Origin of the sequence: Streptomyces roseolus, assembly GCF_014649855.1 — a bacterium.
GTDB lineage: Bacteria > Actinomycetota > Actinomycetes > Streptomycetales > Streptomycetaceae > Streptomyces > Streptomyces roseolus.
The window spans coordinates 24,226-46,298 of sequence record NZ_BMTV01000024.1 but is presented as its reverse complement, the minus strand read 5'-3'; the positions used below and the strand labels follow the sequence as shown (position 1 = coordinate 46,298).

Below are 22,073 nucleotides of genomic sequence, written 5' to 3'. Positions count from 1 at the left end.
TCGCCCGGACGTCGCTGATGCCCCCTGTCCCCGCCAGGGGGGGCGGGGGCGGGCGGGGCGCTGGGCGCGACGGTGCCGCGGTGGGAGGTGGTCGCCCTGCCGGCCTTCGGAGGGTCTTCCCCGGCCAGGAGGAGGCGGGTTCTCTCGCCATGGGTCCTGCCGCCGGGCGGGAGGCCCTGCTGGTGCGCGAGTGCCGTCGTCCTCCCCGTGTGCCCGTGAGACCTGTCGGCTGTCCGTGGACATGCGGCGGCCCGCACGCCCCGTGGGAGGGGCGAGCGGGCCGGCTGCTCGCTCATCGAGGTGCCTCGAACCCGAAGGAGGACCTTCAGGGGTTCTGGCGGCCTCGGAGGGAGTCCTTGACGCCCCTGGCCTGCTCCTCCGCCTTGCCCGCGGCCTCCCGCGTCTTGCCCTTGGCCTGGTCGGTCTTGCCCTCGGCCCGCATCCGCTCGTTGCCGGTCGCCTTGCCGACGGCCTCCTTGGCCTTGCCCTTGGCCTGCTCCATCTTGCCCTTGGCCTTGTCCGCCACGGGTCGACTCCTTTCCGGGATGAACATTCACCCATAAATTAGGGCAGATGCGGGGTTTCCGCTCATCGAGTCGAAGAGGTGGGGCCGGGGCGGGGAGCAGGTGTGCATGCAGACTTTTCTTCCGTACGAGAGTTTCTCCGCCTCCGCCGCCGTGCTGGACCCGAAGCGGCTGGGGAAGCAGCGCGTCGAGGCGCTGCAGGTGTTCCGGGGGCTGACCGTGCCGACGTACGGGTGGCGGCGGCACCCGGCGGTGCGGATGTGGGCCGGGTACGAGGAGGCGCTGGTGCGGTACGGGCTGGACGTCTGTGCCGTGTGGACCGGGCAGGGGCGGGGCGACACCTGCGCGGTGACCCTGCTGGACGACTACCGTGCCTGGCGGCCCTCGGGCACGGTGCGCGAGCAGGCCGAGCTCGCACGGGCGGGTGAGCTGCCGCCGTGGCTGGGGGACCCGGCGTTCCACCGCAGTCACCGTTCGGCGCTGGTGCGCAAGGACCCGGCGCACTACCGGGGCCGTTTCCCCGACGTGCCGGACGATCTCCCGTACGTGTGGCCCGCGTCCGACCGGAAGGGGTGACGGGCGGGGCTCGTAGACTGGGGCAAAGACATCGGAATCGGAATCGGCGGCGGAGCGGGCATGGGGCGGCCTCAGGAGACGGACGGGGAGGCCGAAGGGCTGTTCGGGGTGGCGGAGCTCGTCGCCGCGTCCGCGCCGGCCGGGGCGCGCGAGGGACGGGCGTTCCGGGACGGGCCCGAGGCGGCGCGGCTGCTGCGGGTGGCGGAGATCCACGCGGAACCGGGCGCCGCGGCGTCCTGGCGGGGGCGGCAGATCATCGCGCGGTTCCCCGGCGCCCGGCTCGTCGAGACCGGCTCGCACTGGCGCATCCCGCACCTGCACGGCAACGAGGGGAACGTCGAGCACTGGGTGCGGGTGAAGCGGGAGACGCTCGTCCTCGGCGAGCGCTCCTCCCTCACCGTCCGCCCCAACGGCCGCTCCGCCGACTGGATCGCCCCCGGGCTGTCCAACGGCTGCGCCATGGCCTGCGCGTACTGCTACGTGCCGCGCCGCAAGGGCTTCGCCAACCCCATCACCGTCTTCACCAACGTCGAACGGGTCCTGGCCGCGATCGGTCGGCACATCGCCGCGACCGGACCGAAGAAGGAACCCAACCAGTGCGACGAGCGGGCGTGGGTGTACGACGTCGGCGAGAACGGAGACTGCGCGGTCGACGACCTGATCAGCGACAACACCGCCGACCTCGTCCACGCCTTCCGCCGCTGGCCCACCGCCAAGGCGTCCTTCGCGACCAAGTTCGTCAACCCCGACCTGCTGCGGCTCGACCCCCGCGGGCGCACCCGGATCCGCTTCTCCCTCATGCCGCCGGACGACTCCCGGCTCCTCGACGTCCGCACCAGCCCCGTCCCCGCCCGTCTGGCGGCCGCCGGCGACTTCCTGGACGCCGGGTACGAAGTGCACTTCAACCTGTCGCCGGTGGTCGTCCGGCCCGGGTGGCGGAACGCCTGGGGCGAGCTGCTGCGGATGATGGACGACGTGCTCCCGCGGCGGGTGAAGGAACAGGCCGCGGCGGAGATCATCATGCTCACCCACAACGAGGACCTGCACGGGGTCAACCTCGGCTGGCACCCGCGCGCCGAGGACGTCCTGTGGCAACCGGACCTCCAACAGCCCAAGAGGTCGCAGAACGGCGCGCTGAACGTCCGCTATCGCACCCCGGTCAAGCACGAGGCCGTCGAGGCGCTGACCGGCATGATCGCGGAACGGACGCCGTGGCTGCGGGTGCGCTACGCCTTCTAGGACCGCGACGGTCCCCGTCGTGACGGTCCGACGGTCGGTTCGCCGGCCTGGTCACGGGGGCGGAGGCGGCCGAGGCCCGGCCTTGGGCGAGGCTCGTCGAGAGGCGCTGCACGAGGTGTCCGAGATCGTGCGCGGTGGGACGGCGCCGAAGCGGACGGCGCGTCGTGCCCCCACGACCCTGGCGGTGGGCGAGACCCGCCGGGGAAAGCGGAGGGCATCGCCCCGGACCGTGGGTGCCCGGTCCGAGCCGCCCGGGCCGACGGCCGGCGAACTCACTCCTTCGGGTACTCGCGACCGCCGCACCGCCACGGCCCTCCCCCCGGTGCGGTTACCTGGAAGCAATCATCGAGCCAGGCCCGCCACCGGCGGGCCGCACGAGACAGGTGACGGGCATGCGCGCTGAGGCCGCCAAGCGGGTCGAGCTGGTCTTCTCCCTCTTCGACGCCAACGGCAACGGAGTCATCGACTCCGGCGACTTCGACCTCATGACGGAACGCGTTCTGGAGGCGGCGGTCGCCTCGAACGCCGATGCCAGGCAAGCCATCCGGGCCGCGTTCCGCCGCTACTGGACGACACTGGCCACCGAGCTGGACGCCAACGGCGACGGCGTGATCACCGTCGAGGAGTTCCGCCCCTTCGTACTCGACCCCCAGCGCTTCGGTCCGACGGTCACCGAGTTCGCCAGGGCGCTCTCCGTCCTCGGCGACCCGGACGGGGACGGGCTGATCGAGCGCCCGCTCTTCCTGTCGCTGATGACGGCGATCGGCTTCGAGGAGGCGAACATCCACGCGCTCTTCGACGCCTTCGGCCCGGACGACGCGGACCGCATCACCGTGGCCACGTGGGCCGCCGGCATCGAGGACTACTACGCACCGGACCTGGCCGGGATTCCCGGCGACCAGCTGGTGGGCGCCCCGGCCGTATGAGCCGTACGGCACGGTCCGGTCGGGAGGGTCCCGGGGCGGCGACGGCCGTCCCGGGGCGCACCGGCGGGCCCGCGGGCGTCACGGTCCGGGCTTGTGGGCGAAGACCCACCGGTTCCCCTCCAGGGCGTCGTTCGGCTCGGGAAGCGGACCGCGTCCGTGCCGGCGGGTGAAGTCGAAGGGGGTGCGCACCGACGTGGACCAGCCCCTGGCCGTCAGGTGACCGGCCGAGTCGGGGCGTGGTCCCAGGTCGAACAGGTCGAGCAGGTCGATCCCGATCCGCTCCCGCGTCGCCGTGTAGATCGCGCTGTCGCGGTACGCCAGCAGGTCCTTCTCCAGCTTGGCCTCGAAGGCCAGGGCACTGCCCCCGGTGGTCAGCCGGTCCACCCTGTCGACGAGGTGCGTCTCGACGGGGCCCGGCAGGTAGAAGAGCAGCCCCTCGGCCAGCCAGACGCTCGGTGCGGCCGGGTCGAAGCCGGTGGAGGTCAGCGCGGTGACCCAGTCCTCGCGCAGGTCGGCCGGCACCGGGACGCGCTTCGCCCTCGGGGCGGCCGACAGGTTCGTGAGCACCTGCTGCTTGAAGGCCAGCACGCCCGCCCTGTCGATCTCGAAGACGACGCACTCGGACGGTAGTTCCAGCCGGAAGGCACGCGTGTCGAGTCCCGCGCCCAGCAGGACCACTTGACGGGCGCCGTCGTGGACCGCCCCGAGGACGAAGTCGTCGAGGACCCGGGTCCGCAGCCCGAAGTAGCGGGCGAACCTGCCCCACAGCGGGTCGTCGTCCCCTTCCGGGACCTGCTCGATGCGTACCGGCCAGTCCACGCACGCCGGGGCCGCACGTACGAAGTGTTCGGCGTGAACGTCCTGGGCCAGGCTGTCGTGGCGGTGGGTCTCGATCGCCCGGGCCGCGGCGACCAGGAGGGCGGTCAGCCCCACACCTCCGTCCACGCCTTCCGCATCGGCCGGCCGACTCGCCGTGGCGGCCGTTTCTCCTCCGGTGGTCGTTTCTCCTCCGGTGGTCGTTTCTCCTCCGGTGGCCGGATGGGGGGACTCCTCGGTGAGGGAGGTTTCGCTCATCGGTCTCTTCTTTCCGGCAGCAGGACGGGTTTGACCACGCGGCCGGCGTCGCAGTCGCGTTCGGCCTCGTTGACGTCGGCCAGCGGGTAGGTGCGGATCAGCTGGTCGAAGGGGAAGCGGCCGGCCTGCCACAGGCCGATCAGCCGGGGTATCAGCAGTCCGGGTACCGCGTCGCCTTCGCAGATGTGGCGGATGCCCCGGCCCCGGTCGAGCGTGCCCGGTTCGAGCGTCAGCCGGCTGTGGAGGCGTGCCACGAGGCCGAGTGTGCCGGTGGGACGCAGTGCCCGGAGCGCGTCGTTGATGAGCGGGGCCGAGGCCGTGGTGTCCAGGACGTACTGGGCTCCGCCGTCGGTCAGCCGGCGGATCCGTTCGGGGAGTCCGTGCGATCCGGCGGACAGCGGGGTCGCACCGAACCGCTCGGCCAGGTCCAGCCGCTCGGGACGGCGGTCGGCGGCCACGGTCCGCACGCCGGCGGCGGTGGCCGCCATCACGGCGGCCAGGCCCACGGCCCCCGCGCCGAGGACCACGAGGGTGTCGCCGGGTCCTGCCGCAAAGGTGTTCAGTACGGCTCCGGCACCGGTGAGGAAGCCGCAGCCCAGCGGCCCGAGCAGTTCGACCGGCAGGGCGGGGTCGACCCGGACTGCGTTGCGGGCCTGGACGAGCGCGTACGCCGCGAAGGAGGACTGGCCGAACCACCGGGGAGCGAGGCCCTTTCCGGTCGCGTCGGCGAGTCGCGGCGGATCCTCCTCGCGCCCCCCGAAGAGGTTGAGGGAGGCGAAGGAGTCGCAGTAGGCGGGGGCCGCGGCACGGCAGCTCCGGCAGTGTCCGCAGGAGTCGAAGCTCAGCACGACGTGGTCGCCGACCTCGGGCGCGGCACCGGGGCCACCGCCTGTCGCCACCACGACTCCGGCGCCCTCGTGGCCGAGGACCGCCGGGAGCGGGCTGCGGCCGGCAGACCGCCGTACCGCGAGGTCGGTACGGCACATCCCGGCTCCCGCGATCTCCACCAGGATCTCGCCGGGGCCGGGTTCCGCACCCAGGGTCACTTCCTCGATCGTGAACGGGTCCTCGTAAGAGCGCAGCACGGCCGCCTGGAACCTCATCGTCACGCCTCCTCCTCACGCGGCCGGTGGACGACGAACGGCCGGAGGTTGCCGTAGAGGCCCCACGGGCCGCCTGCGACACCGACGCCACTGTCCTTCACGCCCGCGAAGGGCTGGGCCAGGGAGAGTTCGGCGTGGTGGTTGATCCAGGCCGTGCCGCATTCCAGCCGGTCGGCCACCGCCTCGGCCCGGTCGAGATCGGTGCCCCAGACGGAGCCGCCCAGTCCGAAGCCGGTGCCGTTGGCCGCGTCGAGGGCCTCGTCGAGGCTCCGGTACGGCAGTACCGGCAGGACCGGTCCGAACTGTTCCCCGGTCACCACCGGGCTCTCGGGCGGGACGTCGCTGAGGACCGTGGGAGCGAAGAAGTACCCCGCTCCGTCGAGTCGGTGGCCGCCGGCCGCGGCCCGGGCGCCGTCCGCGAGGGCCTGTCGTGTGACCTGCTCGACCCGGGCCAGCTGGGGAGCGTTGTTGACCGGACCGATCCGGGTGGCCGGGTCGAGTCCGGATCCGACCGGGACGGTCTTCGCGCGCTGGGCGAGGGCTTCGACGACCTCGGCGTGGAGGCGGGCGGGGGCATAGACGCGTTTGACCGCCATGCAGACCTGCCCGCAGTTGCGGAACGCGGCCCAGAACAGCCGGTCCGCGATCCGGTCGACGTCGACGTCGTCCAGGAGGACGGCGGCGTCGTTGCCGCCCAGTTCCAGGGTGACCCGGGCGAGCGAGGCCGCCGCGCCCTCGGCGACGGCCCGGCCGGTCGGCACCGAGCCGGTGAAGGTGACGTGACGGATGCCCGGGTGGGCGGCCAGACGGGCACCGAGGGGCTCTCGGCCTGTGACGACGGTCAGGACGTCCTCGGGCAGGACGGTGGCGAGGACGCGGCCGAGCAGTCGGGTGGCGAGGGGGGTGTGAGGGGACGGCTTGAGGATCACGGTGTTGCCGGCCGCGAGGGCGGGCGCGAACTTCGCCGCCGCGAGCTGGAGCGGAAAGTTCCACGGCACGATCGCGGCGACGGGCCCGACGGGCCGCCAGCGGACCTCGCTGTGCACGGGTCGGCCGTCGTCGATCCGACGGGTCCTGGGGGCCAGGCCGGCGAAGTAGCGCAGCCGGGCCGCCGTACGGGCGATTTCGGCGTACGCCTCGTCCAGGGGCTTGCCCTGTTCCCGCGTGAGCAGCCGGGCGAGGTCGTCGCCCGCCGTTTCCACGGCGTCGGCGGCGGCGCGCAGGGCGGTGGTGCGAACGACACGGTCGGCACGCCAGCCGCGCCAGGCCCGCTCGGCCCGGGCGACCACCTCGTCCACCTCGTCCGGCTGCTGGTCGGGGGCCTCGTCGAAGGCCTCCCCGGTGGCCGGGTCGACGACGGCGAAGCGTGCGGCACGACGCCCGGGGGCGCGATCGGCTTCTGGTGTCGGCATCCGGGCGGTCAGCTCACGGCCGGGGTGCCGACGGCGTGTTCCCGGGCCTGCCGGTCCATCTCGGCCCGGAAGGCAGCGACCAGATGCGGCTGGATCCTCCCGACGTTGCGGTCGCCGCCGGCACAGACCGCTCCCCGCACGCCCACGATGTCCGTGCCGATGCGGGTCAGCGGACCGAGATCGGCCTGTTTGACGCTGCCCGCGAGGGCGGCGAGCAGACCGGACGCGTGGGCGCGCCGGACGAACTCGGCGCAGGCGTCGGGCGGAACGTGGTCGAAGAGCCGTGTGCCGTCCTTGATCGCGGTGTCCAGCATGGCCGCGTCGGCACCGGCGCGGGCGGCGATGTCGGGCAGGGCGAGCGGGTTGACGCAGCCGACGCGGTGGGCGTCGGCGTAGCCCGAGGCGACCACGAGCGCCTCGGGGCGGTGGTCCTTCACCGCACGGACGACCGCCCGCATGACCTCGACGCCCTGCTCGGGAGTCGTACAGCCGTACAGGCCGACCTTGATGTACGTGGCGCCGGAGACGACCGCGCCGAGCGCGGCCTGCGCCACCGTGCCGGGCTTGTACGGCACGTCCCCCACGGTGGCGGACACCGGCTTGTCCGTCGGCACCGCGTCGCGGATCTCCCGGATGACCCACGGGAAGTTGGCGCCCAGAGAGCCCTCGTCGGGCTTCTTGACGTCGACGATGTCCAGGTGTTCCGCAGCCTTCGCACAGTCGAGGGCTTCCTCCACACCGTCCGGGGAGATGAGAAGCAACACCATGAGCTCCTTCCGCCGCTTGCCCGCCCGGCCGAGGACAGGGGGCGCGGATCACCTGGTTCGTCCGCGGTGCGCTCATCCTTTCCGTCGCCCCGCGGGCACCGGTAGAGCGCACGGAGCTCTCCGGAGGTGCGTGGAGGCACGCGCACGACGCGATGGACACCGGCGTGCACCGGCGTCCGCCGGTGCACGCCGCCCCTGCCTCCGGATGCGCACTTGCCTGCTCCGCGCTGGTGGGGCCGGGCGAGCGGAGGCGACGTGCGGTCGGTCGGTCCGGAGCCGCTCGAGTCCGCCGGGCGGAGGGGTACGAGGTGTTGCGGTGCGCGTGGAGGTCGGCGGCCGCCCGGGTGGTGTCCAGCGGCTCAGCCCTCACAGCCGTACCCGGAGCCCCCGGCCCTCCGATCCTACGAATGACCGGTCAGGCCCACGCCGGGAAGGGGGGGACAGCCCTGAGACCGTTCCCTTCGGATCATCCGGTCGTCGGCGACAGGGCACCGCTCGCGGCCCCGGCAGCTCGGCCCACACTCCTATGGCCGCGTGGGCGCCGTACGTGGTCGCCGATACTCAGCGTGTACGGTTCCTGTGTTACCCAGCCGTCCCTGAGCAGCGGCAGCGCCGCGTCCGTGCGCGGTTGCCGGTGCCGTGGCCGGTCCCGCCGTCCGGCCCGGGGCCGGGTGCCGGGCGCACTGGCCTTTCCGGAGCGTGGAGGTGCGGGGATGAACGACACGACGGGTCCGGTGAGCCCTCGTGAGCGGTTGGCCATGCTGCAGCGTCTGCTGGGCGGGGCGCTGGACCGGCTGGGCGCCGGGGCCTACGCCGTGGACGCCGACTGGGCTCTGGTCGCCATGAACGCGCAGGCCGAGATGCTGCTCGGCCGCAGCGCGGACGAAGCGCTGGGGCAGGACGCGCACGACCTCCTTCACCGCCAGGCCAACGGAACGCGCATGCCGCGCAGCCAGTGCTCGATCATGGAAGCCTTCATCGGCGGCCAGGCACGCCAGGAAAAACAGGGCTTCTTCGCACGCGGGGACGGCACGCTGCTGACCGCGTCCTGGCTGGTGACCCCCTTGCGCTTCACCCCCCGGGAGACCGGGGCCCTGGTGGTCTTCCACGCGTACGACCCGGCCGGTGTCTCCCTGCCGGCGTCCACCCTCCACACAGGGCTGCTGCCCGAGCTGGAGCGGCTGGCACTGCTGGCCGAGACCACCACGCAGCTGACGGCCACCCTCGATGTCAACGAGGCGCTGGACCGGCTGGTCGGGCTGGTCATCCCCATGCTGGCCGACTGGATGGCGGTCGACCTGATCACGGAGAGCGGCCATGTCCAGCGCACCCTCGTCGCCCACGGTGACGAGGAGGGCGTCACCCGCAGACAGGACCTGCAAGGAACCCTGCTCTCCGTCCCCGAGACCTCTCCGCTGCCGCTGTCCCGCGCGCTGCGCGGTGCCGGCTCCACCTTGGCGACCCCCCAGACGTATCAAGGGCCGCCCGACACCCACATCGCCATCGAACAGCGCAGGCTCTTCGACGCCACCGGCATGCACTCCGCGGTCATCGCCCCCATCCGGGGCCTGCGCGAGGTTCTCGGCGCGCTCACCCTGGGCCGGTCCAGGCAGCCCGAGCCGTTCACCACCGCCGAGATCCCGCTCCTCGAGGACATCACCCGCCGGGCCGGTCTGGCGCTGGACAACGCCCGCCTCTACCAGCGTCAGCGCAAGGTCGCCGACACCATGCAACGCCACCTGCTGCCGCAGCTGCCGAGCGTGCCCGGCCTGGAGATGAACGCCCGCTACCTCTCCGCCCCCTACGCCTCCCAAGTGGGCGGAGACTGGTACGACGTCTTCCGCCTGCCCGACCAGGCGCTCGCCCTGGTGATCGGCGATGTCGCCGGACACGATCTGGACGCCGCGGCCGGCATGGCCCAGCTGCGCAACATCCTGCGCGCCTACGCCTGGTCCCAGCAGGAACCGCCGAGCGTCATCGTCGACCGCTTCGACCGGTCCCTGCCCCACATCACCGATGTCGGCATGGCGACGATGGTCCTGGGCCGGCTCCAGCCCCGGACCGGCGGGCAGTGGCAGCTGCACTGGACGAACGCCGGCCACCCTCCTCCCCTGCTGGTCACCGACGACGGCCGGGCCCGCTACCTCACCGGCGGGCACGGCATCCTGCTCGGTGCCCAGGCCGGCCTCCGCCGCACCGACGCCACCAGCACGCTGCCGCCCCGGTCGACACTGGTGCTCTACACCGACGGGCTGATCGAGTCCCCCAGCCACCCCATCGACGACGGACTGGACCGACTGCGCCGCCACGCCGCCCGCCTCGCCCGCCACCCGTTGGAGAATTTCATCGACGTCCTGATGGAAGCCCGTCCCTCCGACAACGACGACGACGTGGCCGTGCTCGCCCTCCGGGTACCTCTGGCCGGGGCCCCCTCACCGTGAACCGTGCCCTCTGTCCGAGGCGCTCGGACGGTCCGAAGGAAACGGCCTGGACCGGGCGGTGGGGCCGCTTCCGGCGGACTCGCCGGTGGCTCCGGCCCGGGCCGGGTGGGCGCGGGCTCGCGCGCGGGAGGACGCCGTGGCATGCGGCGAGGGCCTGGAGCCGCAGGGCGCGGTCCAGGCCCTGCCGGGGCGCGGCGGCGCAGTCGAAAGCGGCTCCGGGCCGGGGCTCCGCGAGCAGGCCGGAGTCGAACACGCCGCCGATCACGACGCACTTGCCGCGTGCCGCCGCCTCGGGCATGAGTTCCGCGTGGGCGCTCTGGTCGAGGAGGGCGGACCGGCCTGCGCACAGCACCACGTCGTCGTCCGTGTCGCGGGCGAACCGGTTCGGCATCCCGGTCCGGTTCGTGCCCGCGCCGATGGCGCCGATCACGCCCCGGGTGCGCAGCCGTTCCGGTTCCGGGTAGGGCCTCCTCGGCGTGGTCGTCCGGGTGGTGGAGGCAGACGATGCCGATGCGGTCGTGCCCGAGGGGTTCCCGGCTCTCGCGGATGCCGCGGCGCACGCCGGCGGCGACGCGACGGTGGGTGGCGGGCACGGCGAAGCCGTCGGTGAGGTCGTCCCCGCCTCCTGTGCCGGCCGGAGCGGTCGCCCGGCCTTGGCGGAGAGCCCGTGCGCGCCGCACGGGCGGTTCCGCAGGGCCGTGCCAGGCGCGCCTCGAAGCGGCCGGGCCCGTGTGGTGCGGGGCGGTGTCGAAGCAGCGGACGCCCGCGTCCCAGGCCGCGTCGACGGCGCTGCCTCCCTGTGCCACGTCGACCGGGGTGCCGGCTCATCGGGTGACCGGCGGAGTCCACGACGTTCCCGGGTGCTGCGGATCGACGCTTCGCAGGGGACTTCGACCGTGCACCAAGATCCGGCCCATTCCCGGGCCGGCTCGCTCTCCGGGAGCGACAGCGCCGACGTCTCCGCAGGCCAGGGTCTCGAAACGCCTGTGCCACCAGCACACGAAGAACATCCTCCAGAGCGACGGCCCCAGGAAGCCCGGATTCTTCTGACGGGGGGGAAAGCCGGGTGCTCGGAAGGAGCATCGTCCTTCGAGCGCCTGGTGCCCGGGGCCTGCGCCCGGGGCCACCGAGCGGTGCTCCGGCCGGGGTGTCCGTCCCGGGGCTGTTCCGGTCGCAGTGGGTGCGCAGGAGGCATCCGGGGGGCATGCGGGGGGTGCGTAACCTCGGACGCATGCACATCGTTGCGGTTCTCGCGCTCGACGGGGTGTCGGCCTTCGATCTCGCCATCCCCTGCCAGGTGTTCGCGCTCGTCACCGGTCCCGACGGATCTCCGGCCTACGAGGTCCGCGTCTGCGTCGACCGGTCCACGGCGGCGACGGCCGGGCCCTCGGCGCCCTTTCGCGTCTCCTCGTCGTACGGCTGGGACGGCGTTCTCGGCGCGGACACGGTCATCGTGCCCGGCGTCCCCGCCGAACGCGTCCCGGCTCCCCGCGCGTTACGGCTGTTGAGGGAGGCGGCGGAAGGCGGAGCCCGTATCGCGTCGATCTGCACCGGCGCCTTCGCGCTCGCGCACGCGGGACTGCTCGAAGGCCGACGGGCGACGACCCACTGGCGGTTCGCCGGCGCGCTGGCCGAACGGTTCCCCGGGATCGACGTGGATCCGTCCGTGCTGTACGTGGACGAGGGGCGGGTGCTCACCTCGGCCGGCATCGCCGCGGGCCTGGACCTGTGCCTCCATCTGGTCCGCCAGGACCACGGCGCCGCGGCCGCCGCGAGCGCCGCGCGCGTCCTGGTGATGCCGCCCCAACGAACCGGCGGCCAAGCCCAGTACATCGAATACCCACACCCGAGACCGACTCCGCCGACCTCGGCGAGACGCCGCAGTGGATGCGCCGGAAGCTGAGCGAGCCGCTGTCCCTGGCCGACATCGCGGCGCACGCGATGATGAGCCGGCGCAGCCTGGCGCGGCACTTCCGGGCCCAGACGGGAACCACGCCGCTGCGCTGGCTGCTCGCGCAGCGCGTCGAGCGCGCCAGGGAGCTCCTGGAGACGACGGAGCTGCCCTTGGCGCGGGTCGCGGAGGCCACCGGCTTCGGGGCGGTCGAGACGCTCCGCCATCACTTCGCCCGGCAGGTCGGCACGACGCCGTCGGCGTACAGGTCCGCTTTCCGCCGCTGACGGAAGCCGGGGGCCGGGCTGGCCGTATCTTGCGCACCGGGGGCACGCGTGCCGGTGTCGCCGGGGAGCGGCCGCCGGAAGACTGGACGCGTTCCCGCCTCGCGGCCCGGTCCGCGAGGCACACGTCCCCCCCTTTCTCCCCGGAGGCCCCTTCATGCCTTCTCCGTCCGTACGTCCGCGGCCCGCGCGCCCTCTGCGCGTCCACACCGTCCTCTACGACGGGGTGGAGGAACAGGACTTCGCCGGACACATCGAGGTGTTCGGCATCGTCGGCGGGGAACACCTCGCGCAGTCCTTCGTCACGGCGGACGGAACGCGCCGGGTGACGACCTCCTCCGGTATGGAAGTCGTCTGCCGGGACGCCTGGTCGCCGCGTTCCGCCGACGTGATCGTCGTCCCGGGCGGAGGCTACGGCGAGGGCTCCGGTCTCCAGCGGGAGATCCGGCGCGGCACCCTGCCCCGGGCACTCGCGGCCGCCCGGCGGGACGGTCTCGTCATGGGCGCGGTGTGCACGGGCACCATGCTGCTGTCCGCCGCCGGCCTGACGGCCGGACGCCGCTGCACCACCCACCACATCGCCCAGGAGGAGCTTCGGGCCCAGGGCGGTCACGTGGTCGGCGGCCGGATCGTCGACGACGGCGACCTGGTGACCGCCGGCGGCGTCACCTCCGGCCTGGACCTCGCCCTGTGGCTGGTCCGCCGCGAGCTGGGCGTCGACGCCGCGCTCGGCCTGGAAGCCATGCTGGAGTACGAGGCCCGCGGCACCGTCTGGACCGGCTAGACCGAGTCCCGTGCGGCAGGACGCGGCAGTCGCTCTTCGCGCGCGGCCAGGTTCCGGGGGCGGAAGCGCGGGCGGCGCCGTGGCCGGGAGAGGGGCCCACGAGCAGGGAACGGGCGGGCCTTCGCAGGCCCGCCCGTTCCACGGCGGAGGCGTCCGGACCGGGAAGGGTCAGGAGGCCGCCGACCCGGGGGTGCCGGGGGTGCCGGGGGTGCCCGGGCCGTCGGGGGTGCGGCGCACTTCCTCGGCGGCGTCCTGGCCCACCTGGCGCAGGCCCTGGGCCGTCTCCTGGCCGGCGCTCCGGGCGTGGTCCTTGGTCGTGTCCACCGCTTCCTGGGCCGTGCCCTTCACCGATTCCACGGCCTGGGCGGCGGGCTCCCGCATCTCCTCCTTGGCCTCCTGGGCCGCGTCGCGGACCGTCTCCTTGACGGGCTCCAGAAGTTCACCGGAGTGCTCGCGCAGCTTCTGCCCCGCGCGTTCCTCCGCCTCCGTGGTCGGGAGGAGGGCGGCGGCCAGCATGCCGGCGCCGAAGGCGACCAGTCCCGCGCCCAGCGGACTGCCCTGGGTCTGCCGCTTCACCTGCGAGGGCGCCTGCTGGACGGCCTCGCTCACGGTGCCGCCGACCTCCCTGGCGGTCGTCGTCACGCTGTCCTTGGCCTGGCCCAGGTTCTCGGACGCTCCGCCCGCCGCGCCCTGTGCGGTTCCCATCACGCGCTCCTTCACTCCGCTGACCCGGTGGCGCACCGAGTCGACCTTGCGCCGTGCCACCCTCCGCGGGGTCATCCTCTCGGCCAGAGCGTCGACGTTGTGCGCCAAGTGCGCGCGCCGGTACTCCGCGTCGGTCCTCAGCTCGTCGGGTGTCGGGCCCATCGTGCGTCCTCCTTCAGCGATTCCACGGCCTGTTCGGGCTTGAGATGGACGTTGCGCCAGCCGGCACGGCCACTGACGTAGAGCGCCGCGCCCACGGCGGCCCACAGGGCCGTGACGATCAGCGCCGCCCACGCGATGTCGACGACGTGGGCCAGGGCGAATACGGCGGTGAGGCTGCCGAACAGCAGCACCATGTGACCCGCGTAGCCCGCACCGCCCAGCATTCCGGCCGCCTTGCCGGCCTTCGCCGACTCCTGTTTCAGCTCGGCCTTCGCCAGTTCGATCTCGGTACGGACCAGGCCCGTCAGGTCCTGGCCGATCTCACCGACCAGATCACCGATCGACGGCTCCGGTGCCGCCGGCGGCGGTCCGGGACGGGTCGGCCGTTCCTGGTATGCGGTGGCCACGGGTCACCTCCCCTCGCCCGGGCGCGGCGAGCCGCCGTACGGCTGCGTGCCGCCCTGCGGCGGATAGGACGGCGGGGTCGGAACCACGTGCGGGGGCTGCGACTGGCCGTAGGTGTCGGTGAGGTCCTCATAGCCGGCGGGCACGCCGGAGCGGGCGGCCGGGGCGACGCCGCTCGGGGCCCGCTGCGGCGCGCCGGGGCCGTCGCCCCCGGTGTCGGTGCGGCCGCCGGTGTCGGGGGAGGAGGCCGCGCCCACTCCCTTGCCGGTGCGGCCCACAAGGAACCCGGCGACCGCGGCGCCCGCCAGGAAGGCCCCGGGGCGGCGGCGGGCGAAGTCCTGCAGGTCGCCGACCAGCCCGTCGGGACCGCGCTGCTCCATGCGTGCGGCGGCCTGTTCGCCCCCATCGGCCAGCTGACGGGCCACGCCCGCCATGGTGGAGTCGGGCTTGCCGCCCTCACTCATCTCCCGCAGCTCCCGAGCGAGCCGACGCACGTTCTCCGCCAGGCGCTCGGTCTGGGACTGCGCCTGTCCCTGGAGCTGGCCCCGCAGGTCATCGACAAGGCTCCGGGCCTGGGCGGTGGCCTCGCCGACGACGTTGGCCGCCTGCTCCTTGGCCGTCCCGCCCACCTCGGCGGCCTTGCCGCCGACCAGTTCGGCGCCCTCGCCCGCCTTGTCCTGGGCCGTGTGTGCTACCGCCGCCGTGGTGCTGTCCTGCCGGCGGCTCGATTCCTGGAAGTCACTCAAAGCTCCTCCTGGTCGATCGAAGGATCATCTTTCCCTCCCGTCCGCGCTTGCCCATGTTTCGCCCCTTCACCCCTCATATGGAACGAAGACGGCGGATCGGGACGCCGGCCCCTGATCACGGGCTCGAGGGGCCCGGTCGGGGCGGGTCGCGGTCACCCCCGGTCCCGCACCTCCGGACCGGGGTCGTCGGCGGTCCGGGCGGGCGCGACGAGCCGCTCGGCGGCGAGGTTCCGCAGATCGGCCGGGCGGGGGCGCGGGAGGCCGGGTCGGCGGTTGTCTGCGTGGGCCGTCGAGCTGTCGGTGCGGATCGTGGGCGGCTGCGCGGCACCGGACGTCCGCTCTTCCGCCCGGGAGGTCACGAGTGCCGTCCCGAGGCCGGTCCTCGTGTAGCGGACGACCCGACCTCGGCGGTGCCGGTCGACCAGTCCCGCCCGCAGCAGAATGCCGAGGTGGTACGACACGGTCGCGCTGCTCCAGCCGGTCCTCCGGCTCAACTCGACCGTGGACGCGGGCACGTCGAGGGTGGTCAGCAGCGCGGCCCTGGTCACGCCCACGAGTCCCGTCAGGGCCGGTTCCGCCGCGGCCGCCGGGCGCTCCCCGAGAGCGCCGATGCCGCGCGCCCGATAGAACAGCACCGGCGTGTGCGGACGTTCGGCGGCGAACAGCACCGGGCCGACATGCGTCGTGGCCGGCACGAAGAGCACCCCTTCGTCGGCCCAGTCGATGATCCCGGAGTAGGTGCGCTCCAGTACGAGCTCGGTGCCCGTCCACCGCATCCGCTCGCCGAGATCGTCGAGCACCGCCGCCGCGCCGTGCGCGGCCATCCGGTCGGCGCGGTTGCCGATGTCGGCGTCCAGAACCGCTCGGACCCGTGGCCAGTCCGGGGCCAGTACGGACTCGAAGAGGGTCGCCATCGCCGTGGCGGCAGCGGTCGCGACGGCGGCGCCGCCGTCGCGTGCCACTCTCGCGAGCGCCGGGGGCATCGGTCGCCGCCACCGCTCGTAGGCCGCCTCGCTCCGGTGCAGTGCGAGGACGTCGGGCCACACGCGCCGGCCGCGGATCGCGATGTCGAGCTGGTAGTCGACCTCGTCGCCCGGGGTCGCCGCGATACGGGCGGCCACTTCCGGCATCGACTCGCCGTGGCGCGGCACGGGTGTCAGGAAATCCGGGGCGTAACTGTGATCGGCGGGCACCAGGGCCTCCAGCAGCGCCAGCCGGCCCGGCGGGAGTGCCCTTCGGGCACGAGCGTGCCACTCCCGTGCGTGAGCCGCCGGATGGCGGTCGCGGTGCCGCAGCACACCGAGAACCTCCATGGCCGCGGACGTGGCGAACCGCGACCTGCTCCAAGCCCGTGCGTCCAGCCGCACCCTCATCGCCATTCCGGGAGTGTCCCATCGCCACCGGGGCGGGCCGAGGGATTCGAAGGGCCTCGAATGAGTGGAAGCCACCGCCGCCCGCGCCGGATGGTGATCCGCGACCGTGTCACCACGACCGAGGAGGCTCCTTGAGCTCCCCCCGAACGCCTGCGGAATCCGGCCACAGCCGGCCCGCCACCCCCGCCTCCGCCTCTGCCTCCGTCAGCCGGCGGGGCATCGTCCGCATGGGCGCCGCCCTCGGCTCGATGGGGCTCCTGGCCACCGCCGCCCCGGCATCGGCGGCCGGCGACGCTCCGGGCAGCGATCCCGAGCTGCGCAAGCCGATTCTGGTCGGCGCCAACCCCGGTCTCCAGCTCTTCGACGGGACGGGCTCGTGCACGGCCTACATCTCCGTCTGGCAGGTGGAGTGGTCCGCCCATGGTGCGGGAAACGTCGTGGTGCTCTGGCGGCCGGACGGAGTGCGGACCGTCGGGGAGGACCCCCGCCTCGCGCTCTGGCTGGCCGATCACTTCGTCCGCCATTTCCCCGAACTCGACGGCCTGCCGTGGTCCGCCCCCCGGTTCCACCGGTCCGCGGTCCGGGTTCGGCTCGATCTCGCGTCCGGCTTGCGTGCCCGGGGCGGGGGGATCGACGTGCGCATGGCCGAGGTCCTCGACCGGCGCGCCTTCACCACCGACCGGTTCCCGCTGGCCGGCGTCGAACACAGCCTGAGCCTGGTGTTCGGCCCGTGCGGACGGGCCCGGGCACTCGTCGACGGCCGTGTCCAGCCCGGCGAGATCAGCCGGGGAGGAACTCCGGACCGCCCGTCGTCGTCGGCGTTCCTCGCCGCGGCCGAGGTGTGGCGCGCCTGACCCGCGACCGAGACGGCCGCGGTCGGGTGCGCCCGGCTTCGCGCCGCCGCCGTCCTCGTCCTCCTGCGCCTCGGCGACGGCCGGCCCGGCGGGCGCCCGCCGGGCCGGCCACCCGGCTTCGCGGGCGGCCCCGTGTCCCGTACGGTCGCTCGACGACCTCACGGTGCTGCCGCCTCGTGAGCTCCCGGCCGGCGGGCAGCGCACGCTCCGCGTGGAGGACTTCCGCCGGCGTGTCCGCCGGGGCCGCCACCTCCTGGTGGAGGGCGGAGGGCCGGTGGGCGGCGCCTGGAACCTCGGTCACGAGGACCGCCGGCCGCCGCCACGGGGAGGGGCCTGGCGCCGGATCCGCGTGGTACGCCCGGTGCGTCGGTGGCGCCGCGTCCTTCCGGTGAAGGAGGCGGGGCCACCGGGCGCCGACCGGGGCCACCGGACGCCGACGCGGACGGCCGTCCCGTCCAGACCGGCCGGGACGGCCGCCCGCTCCGTCAGAACGCGAAGACGCTGCCGTAGGTGCTCTTCACGCAGGTGTTGCCGAAGGTGCGCTCGTAGGAGACGTTCCGGCCCTCCCAGACGCCGTCGACCGTGACGACGACGGGGTCGAAGTGCATCGGGCACATCACGCCCGGCGTGGGCCGCAGGGCGTCGAGGTCGCCGTCCACGCGGCGCAGCTCGGCACAGGCCGACGCGGCGTACGGGTGGGTGCCCGAGGCGGAGGGCGAACAGGTGAGGGTGGCCTCGCTGAACCGGAGGGCGGCGGGGTCGGCGGTGAGGGTGGTGTAGGTGTCTCCGTACCTGGCGGTCAGCACCAGGGAGGAGGCCTCGGGGGCCGCGGTGGCGGCGCCGGTGAGGGGACCGAAGGCGGCGGTGGCCGCCAGGCCCAGAGCCGCTGCCCAGCGCGCGGTGTTCCGCATGATGTGCGTCCTTACGCTCGATTCGAGGGTGTCGCCGGCCGGCAGGTCGTGCCGGAACGGCGAGCGCGAGTCTGCCGAGACCGCCGTGGGCGCTCACCTCGACCCGATGCGTTTCAGAAACCGTACGGATCGTACAAGTGGCAGGAAAGCGCACAATCTGTGGGCCGGCAGCTTGAGCGCAGGGCCCTTCGAGGGATCCGATCCGCCGGAATGACTCAATCCGCGTGTTCGATGATCGACCAGAAATCTGCCACGGGAGGAGGAGCGGGGCGCGTCGCGGGAGAGGGCTTCGTCGACGACCGGCAGGCGACGGACGACGGGCGACGAAGGGGAAGCCGGCGTCCGTGGGCGGCTGCGTCCGCCGCTCGGCGTGCCACGCGGCCGCCTCCCCTGCCCGGCCGGGCCAGGCGCGGGCCGCGCCCGCCGCACGCCAGGTTCTCGACGACGTACGGAGCACCAGCGGCCGCCGCCCCTGACCCGTACCGTCAGCGCGTCCGCGGCCCCGTCGAGGATCAGGGCCACGTCCGGGCTTCCGTCGTGCGCCGCCGTCGTCGTGACCGGCTCGGCGGCGTACGAGCGCCGGCGCCGCCGCCACGCCCTCGGGGGCGTCCCGGAGCCGTGCCGACGCCCGCGCGAAGCACCGCGGGGCGAGCGCGGACACGGCGACCGCGACAGCGCTGTCGATCCTGCCGCGAGCGTGGCCGAATGTGACAGAAGCTGGTCATTGCGGCCCTCGGGGCGGGGCGACATGATCGGCACATGCTCCCACCGCACAGAGTCGTCGTCGTGGCCTTCCCCGGCGTCGAACTGCTCAACGTCACGGGTCCGGCCGAGGTGTTCTCCGTCGCGACGCGGGTCGCCGGCGGGTCCGGCTACACCGTCCGTATCGCGACGGCCCAGGGCGAGCCGGTGACCACCTCCAGCGGGATCCGGCTGATGGCCGACCTGTCCCTGGACGAGGTGGACGGCGATGTGGACACCCTGCTGGTGTCGGGTGCCGTCCGGGTGCGCGACCACGACGTCGAGCCGGTCCTCGATCCCGGGATCATCGACTGGCTGCGCACCGTGGGCCCCGGTGTCCACCGGCTGGGTTCCGTCTGCTCGGGCGCGCACCTGCTGGCCGCGGCGGGACTGCTGGACGGCCGTTCCGCCACGACCCACTGGCGGACGGCCGCACGGCTGGCGGCCGACCACCCGCTCGTCTCCGTCGACCCGGATCCGATCTTCATCCGGGAGGGGCGGCTGTGGACGTGCGCCGGCATCGCGTCGGGGATGGACATGGCCCTGGCCATGGTCACCGAGGACAATGGTCCCGAGCTCGCGCTGGCCACGGCCCGGACGATGGTCATGTACGTCAAACGCGCGGGCGGCCAGAGCCAGTTCAGCGTCCCGCTCGCGCGTCCGGCCGAACCCGGCGACCCGATCGACGACCTGCGGACGTGGATCGGCGAGCACCTCGCCCAGGACCTGTCCGCCGAAGCCCTGGCCGCACACCTGCACCTGAGCGTGCGTCACCTCTCCCGGCTGTTCCGACGCCGCACCGGTACCACCCCGGCCGCGTACGTCGAATCCGTCCGGCTGGAGGCCGCCCGTCGACTGCTCCAGGACAGCACCCACACCCTGCCCGAGATCGCCGCGCTCAGCGGCCTCGGTTCCGTGGAGAGCCTGCACCGCTCGTTCCGGCGCCGCCTCGGGACCACCCCCGCCGCGTACCGGCGCCGCTTCCGCTGAACAGCACCCCGCTCACCCCATCGCTCACCCGACCACCCGCCCGGCACCGCGCGGCGGTGGACCGTCATGCCCAAGGAGAGAACCATGCCCCGAGCCAAGGTCGTCCCCCTCCCGGTCACAGGCCGGCACCACATCAACGCGTACCTGCTGCTGGGCCGCCGCCCCGTCATCGTCGACGCGGGGACGCCCGGCAGCGGCCGGAAGATCTACGAGCAGGTCGCCGACCACGGTGTGGACCCCGCCGACGTGTCCCTGATCGTCCTCACCCACGGCCACATCGACCACTTCGGCTCCGCCGCCGAGCTGCACCGCCTGACGGGGGCGCCCGTGGCGGGACACGTCGCCGACCTCGGCCCCTACCGCAGCGGCCGGGCCCGCGAGCCCTAGCGGCCCACCGGACCGATGGGCCGCCTCATGGCCAGGCACAAGAACCTGCACATCCGCGTGGAACCGCTCGAACCCGACGTCCTCGTCACCGGCGAGACCGACCTGGAGGACTTCGGGGTGTCGGCCCGCATCATGCCCACCCCCGGGCACACCGCCGGCTCGGTCTCCGTCCTCACCGACCGTGGGGACCTCGTCGCCGGCGACCTGATCGCCAACTCCTTCTTCGGCCTCGTGCGGGGCCGGCCCGCCAACCCGCCGTTCCACGACGATCCGCTGGGCAACCTCGCGAGTCTGCGCGAGATGCTCGCCCTGAACCCCACCCGCCTCCACGTCGGCCACGGCACCTCGCTGGAACCCGACCGGGTCCGGCGCTGGGCCGACCGGGAACACGGGCGGCTCTCCCGACGCGAAGCGGCGGGACGGCTCCCCGTCCGCGGGGAGAGCGGCGCGTCCCGGTAGAAGCGGCACGTCGGCCGCGGTGGCCGGGGCGTCCGGGGCGGCTCCCCCGGAGAGCCGGCCCTGCCGCCGGAACAGCCGCAGGACCGTGTCCAGCGCCACGTCCGGACCGAAGCGCCTGACGTCCCGCCGCCCCTTGCCAGGACGAGCGTCCTGGCGTTCCCGCCCGTTTCACGAGCTCCCCCCGCCGGCGGAGCGGGCGCGGCGGTCCCGTCGGGGACGAAGGCGGCGTCAGGGTGTCGCCCCGCACACTACATCTGTAGTATCACGGACGCGTCGGCATGACACCTCACCGAGCCGGAGGAGAGCGCCATGATGATCGACTTCGTTCCCGATCCGGGCCTGTACCCCTTCACCTCGCGGTGGTTCGACTCTTCCGCGGGCCGGGTCCACTACGTGGACCAGGGGTCAGGACCGCCGATCCTCTTCTGCCACGGCTCCCCCACCTGGAGTTTCCTCTACCGCCACGTCGTGGAGGGCCTGCGCGACCGCTACCGCTGCATCGCCGTCGACCACCTCGGCTTCGGCCTGTCCGAGCGCCCGGCCGGCTTCGGCTACACCATCGCGGAACAGACGGCGGTCCTGGGTGAACTGATCGACCACCTACGCCTCGACGGATTCCTCCTCATGGGGCAGGACTGGGGCGGACCGATCGGTCTCGGGGCGGCAGCCGCACGGGCGGACCGCGTCAGGGGGATCGTGTTGGGCAATACGGCGTTCTGGCCGATCGAGTCGCCGGCGAACCGGGCGTTCAGCGCGATCATGAGCAGCCGCCCCCTGCAACGGCGCATTCTGGAGAAGAACTTGCTCGTGGAGAAGCTTCTGCTCGGCAGAACCGGTCCCGCCCTGACAGCCGCCGAAGCCGACCACTACCGCCTGGTGCAGCCCACGAAGGAAGCCCGCCGCGGCCTCGCGGTCATGCCCAGGGAGATCCGCGCCGCACGGCCCCTGCTGGAGGAGCTCGCCCGGGAGGTCCCCGCCCGTCTCGGCGACAAACCGGCCCTGGCGGTCTGGGGCATGCGGGACATGGTGTTCCGGCCGGAGGCGTGCATCCCCCGCCTTCGCTCCTCCTTCACCGAACTGAGCGTCGTCGAACTCCACCGGGCGAAGCACTTCGTCCAGGAGGACGCGCCGGACCGGATCGTGGACGCGATCGCCCGACGGTTCCCCTGATTCCGGGTACGCACGAGCGAGTCCCCGGGTGACGCGTCTCCGAGCGGCCTCCGTGCGACCTCCGTGTCTCCGTACGGCCTCCGTACGGCCCCGGCACCGAACGGGCCACGAGATTGCCGGATCCGGGCAGTCGACGCGCCGACCAGGCC

The 22,073-nt window shown here is 73.6% G+C and carries 19 protein-coding genes and 2 pseudogenes; 11 read left to right on the top strand and 10 right to left on the bottom strand.

Going from position 1 to position 22,073, the window contains the following annotated elements; translation table 11 throughout:
• Positions 1-325: 325 nt before the first annotated feature.
• Positions 326-526 carry a CsbD family protein gene (locus IE245_RS26280; RefSeq protein WP_229851521.1) on the bottom strand — a complete coding sequence of 67 codons (201 nt, stop codon included), beginning with the start codon at positions 524-526 and terminating at the stop codon, positions 326-328.
• A 106-nt stretch (positions 527-632) separates the two neighbouring features.
• Between IE245_RS26280 and IE245_RS26275 the strand changes: the two genes are divergently transcribed.
• The 3 genes from IE245_RS26275 to IE245_RS26265 all read left to right on the top strand — a co-directional run bounded on the left by IE245_RS26275 (position 633) and on the right by IE245_RS26265 (position 3,265).
• Positions 633-1,100 (top strand): MSMEG_6728 family protein, encoded by a 468-nt coding sequence (locus IE245_RS26275; protein ID WP_189951837.1) that lies wholly within the window; start codon positions 633-635, stop codon positions 1,098-1,100.
• Between the two features lie 60 nt (positions 1,101-1,160).
• On the top strand, positions 1,161-2,339 hold the full coding sequence (locus IE245_RS26270) for a spore photoproduct lyase family protein (RefSeq protein WP_189951835.1): 1,179 nt from the start codon (positions 1,161-1,163) through the stop codon (positions 2,337-2,339).
• A gap of 392 nt (positions 2,340-2,731) precedes the next feature.
• Positions 2,732-3,265: an EF-hand domain-containing protein gene (locus IE245_RS26265; protein ID WP_189951833.1), complete on the top strand. Its 534-nt coding sequence runs from the start codon at positions 2,732-2,734 to the stop codon at positions 3,263-3,265.
• A 78-nt stretch (positions 3,266-3,343) separates the two neighbouring features.
• On the opposite strand, the gene IE245_RS26260 is transcribed toward IE245_RS26265, so the two are convergent.
• From IE245_RS26260 to IE245_RS26245, 4 genes are read right to left on the bottom strand one after another with little or no spacing between them, the layout of a single operon-like run.
• The gene (locus tag IE245_RS26260) at positions 3,344-4,339 is read right to left on the bottom strand and encodes a class I SAM-dependent methyltransferase (protein WP_189951831.1); all 996 of its coding nucleotides are present in this window, start codon (positions 4,337-4,339) and stop codon (positions 3,344-3,346) included.
• The gene (locus IE245_RS26255) at positions 4,336-5,442 is read right to left on the bottom strand and encodes an NAD(P)-dependent alcohol dehydrogenase (RefSeq protein WP_189951995.1); all 1,107 of its coding nucleotides are present in this window, start codon (positions 5,440-5,442) and stop codon (positions 4,336-4,338) included. Before IE245_RS26255 ends, IE245_RS26260 begins: the two co-directional genes overlap by 4 nt.
• Positions 5,443-5,444: 2 nt before the next feature.
• On the bottom strand, positions 5,445-6,854 hold the full coding sequence (locus tag IE245_RS26250; protein WP_189951829.1) for an aldehyde dehydrogenase family protein: 1,410 nt from the start codon (positions 6,852-6,854) through the stop codon (positions 5,445-5,447).
• A gap of 8 nt (positions 6,855-6,862) precedes the next feature.
• Positions 6,863-7,618 carry a (5-formylfuran-3-yl)methyl phosphate synthase gene (locus IE245_RS26245; RefSeq protein ID WP_189951993.1) on the bottom strand — a complete coding sequence of 252 codons (756 nt, stop codon included), beginning with the start codon at positions 7,616-7,618 and terminating at the stop codon, positions 6,863-6,865.
• Between the two features lie 716 nt (positions 7,619-8,334).
• On the opposite strand from IE245_RS26245, the gene IE245_RS26240 reads away from it, so the two are divergent.
• From IE245_RS26240 to IE245_RS26230, 3 genes and pseudogenes are all read left to right on the top strand, one after another.
• Positions 8,335-10,062: a SpoIIE family protein phosphatase gene (locus tag IE245_RS26240; RefSeq protein ID WP_189951827.1), complete on the top strand. Its 1,728-nt coding sequence runs from the start codon at positions 8,335-8,337 to the stop codon at positions 10,060-10,062.
• Positions 10,063-11,293: 1,231 nt separating this feature from the next.
• Positions 11,294-12,240, top strand: a pseudogene (locus tag IE245_RS26235) (GlxA family transcriptional regulator).
• A 154-nt stretch (positions 12,241-12,394) separates the two neighbouring features.
• Positions 12,395-13,021, top strand: coding sequence for a DJ-1/PfpI family protein (locus IE245_RS26230; protein ID WP_189951825.1), 627 nt, complete (start codon positions 12,395-12,397; stop codon positions 13,019-13,021).
• Positions 13,022-13,189: 168 nt separating this feature from the next.
• On the opposite strand, the gene IE245_RS26225 is transcribed toward IE245_RS26230, so the two are convergent.
• From IE245_RS26225 to IE245_RS26210, 4 genes are all read right to left on the bottom strand, one after another.
• Entirely contained in the window at positions 13,190-13,888 is a 699-nt protein-coding gene (locus IE245_RS26225) for a DUF3618 domain-containing protein (protein WP_189951823.1), read from the bottom strand.
• On the bottom strand, positions 13,864-14,295 hold the full coding sequence (locus tag IE245_RS26220; RefSeq protein ID WP_189951822.1) for a phage holin family protein: 432 nt from the start codon (positions 14,293-14,295) through the stop codon (positions 13,864-13,866). Before IE245_RS26220 ends, IE245_RS26225 begins: the two co-directional genes overlap by 25 nt.
• Positions 14,296-14,298: 3 nt before the next feature.
• Positions 14,299-15,039 carry a hypothetical protein gene (locus IE245_RS26215; RefSeq protein ID WP_189951821.1) on the bottom strand — a complete coding sequence of 247 codons (741 nt, stop codon included), beginning with the start codon at positions 15,037-15,039 and terminating at the stop codon, positions 14,299-14,301.
• Between the two features lie 152 nt (positions 15,040-15,191).
• Positions 15,192-16,232, bottom strand: coding sequence for an ArsR/SmtB family transcription factor (locus IE245_RS26210; RefSeq protein ID WP_189951819.1), 1,041 nt, complete (start codon positions 16,230-16,232; stop codon positions 15,192-15,194).
• Between the two features lie 311 nt (positions 16,233-16,543).
• Here IE245_RS26210 and IE245_RS26205 point away from each other — a divergent pair, with 311 nt between their 5' ends.
• Complete coding sequence (locus IE245_RS26205) at positions 16,544-17,266, top strand: hypothetical protein (RefSeq protein WP_229851520.1); 723 nt, start codon at positions 16,544-16,546, stop codon at positions 17,264-17,266.
• Positions 17,175-17,852 carry a cryptochrome/photolyase family protein gene (locus tag IE245_RS37965; RefSeq protein ID WP_189951817.1) on the top strand — a complete coding sequence of 226 codons (678 nt, stop codon included), beginning with the start codon at positions 17,175-17,177 and terminating at the stop codon, positions 17,850-17,852. Before IE245_RS26205 ends, IE245_RS37965 begins: the two co-directional genes overlap by 92 nt.
• Here IE245_RS37965 and IE245_RS26195 read toward each other — a convergent pair.
• A complete protein-coding gene (locus IE245_RS26195) occupies positions 17,752-18,177 on the bottom strand; it encodes an SSI family serine proteinase inhibitor (RefSeq protein WP_189951815.1) in 426 nt (141 codons plus the stop codon). The genes IE245_RS37965 and IE245_RS26195 overlap by 101 nt on opposite strands.
• A gap of 759 nt (positions 18,178-18,936) precedes the next feature.
• Between IE245_RS26195 and IE245_RS26190 the strand changes: the two genes are divergently transcribed.
• The 3 genes and pseudogenes from IE245_RS26190 to IE245_RS26180 all read left to right on the top strand — a co-directional run bounded on the left by IE245_RS26190 (position 18,937) and on the right by IE245_RS26180 (position 21,924).
• A complete protein-coding gene (locus tag IE245_RS26190; protein ID WP_189951813.1) occupies positions 18,937-19,908 on the top strand; it encodes a GlxA family transcriptional regulator in 972 nt (323 codons plus the stop codon).
• A gap of 66 nt (positions 19,909-19,974) precedes the next feature.
• A pseudogene (locus tag IE245_RS26185) lies at positions 19,975-20,754 on the top strand (MBL fold metallo-hydrolase).
• Between the two features lie 309 nt (positions 20,755-21,063).
• Positions 21,064-21,924, top strand: coding sequence for a haloalkane dehalogenase (locus tag IE245_RS26180; RefSeq protein WP_189951811.1), 861 nt, complete (start codon positions 21,064-21,066; stop codon positions 21,922-21,924).
• Positions 21,925-22,073 lie beyond the last annotated feature (149 nt).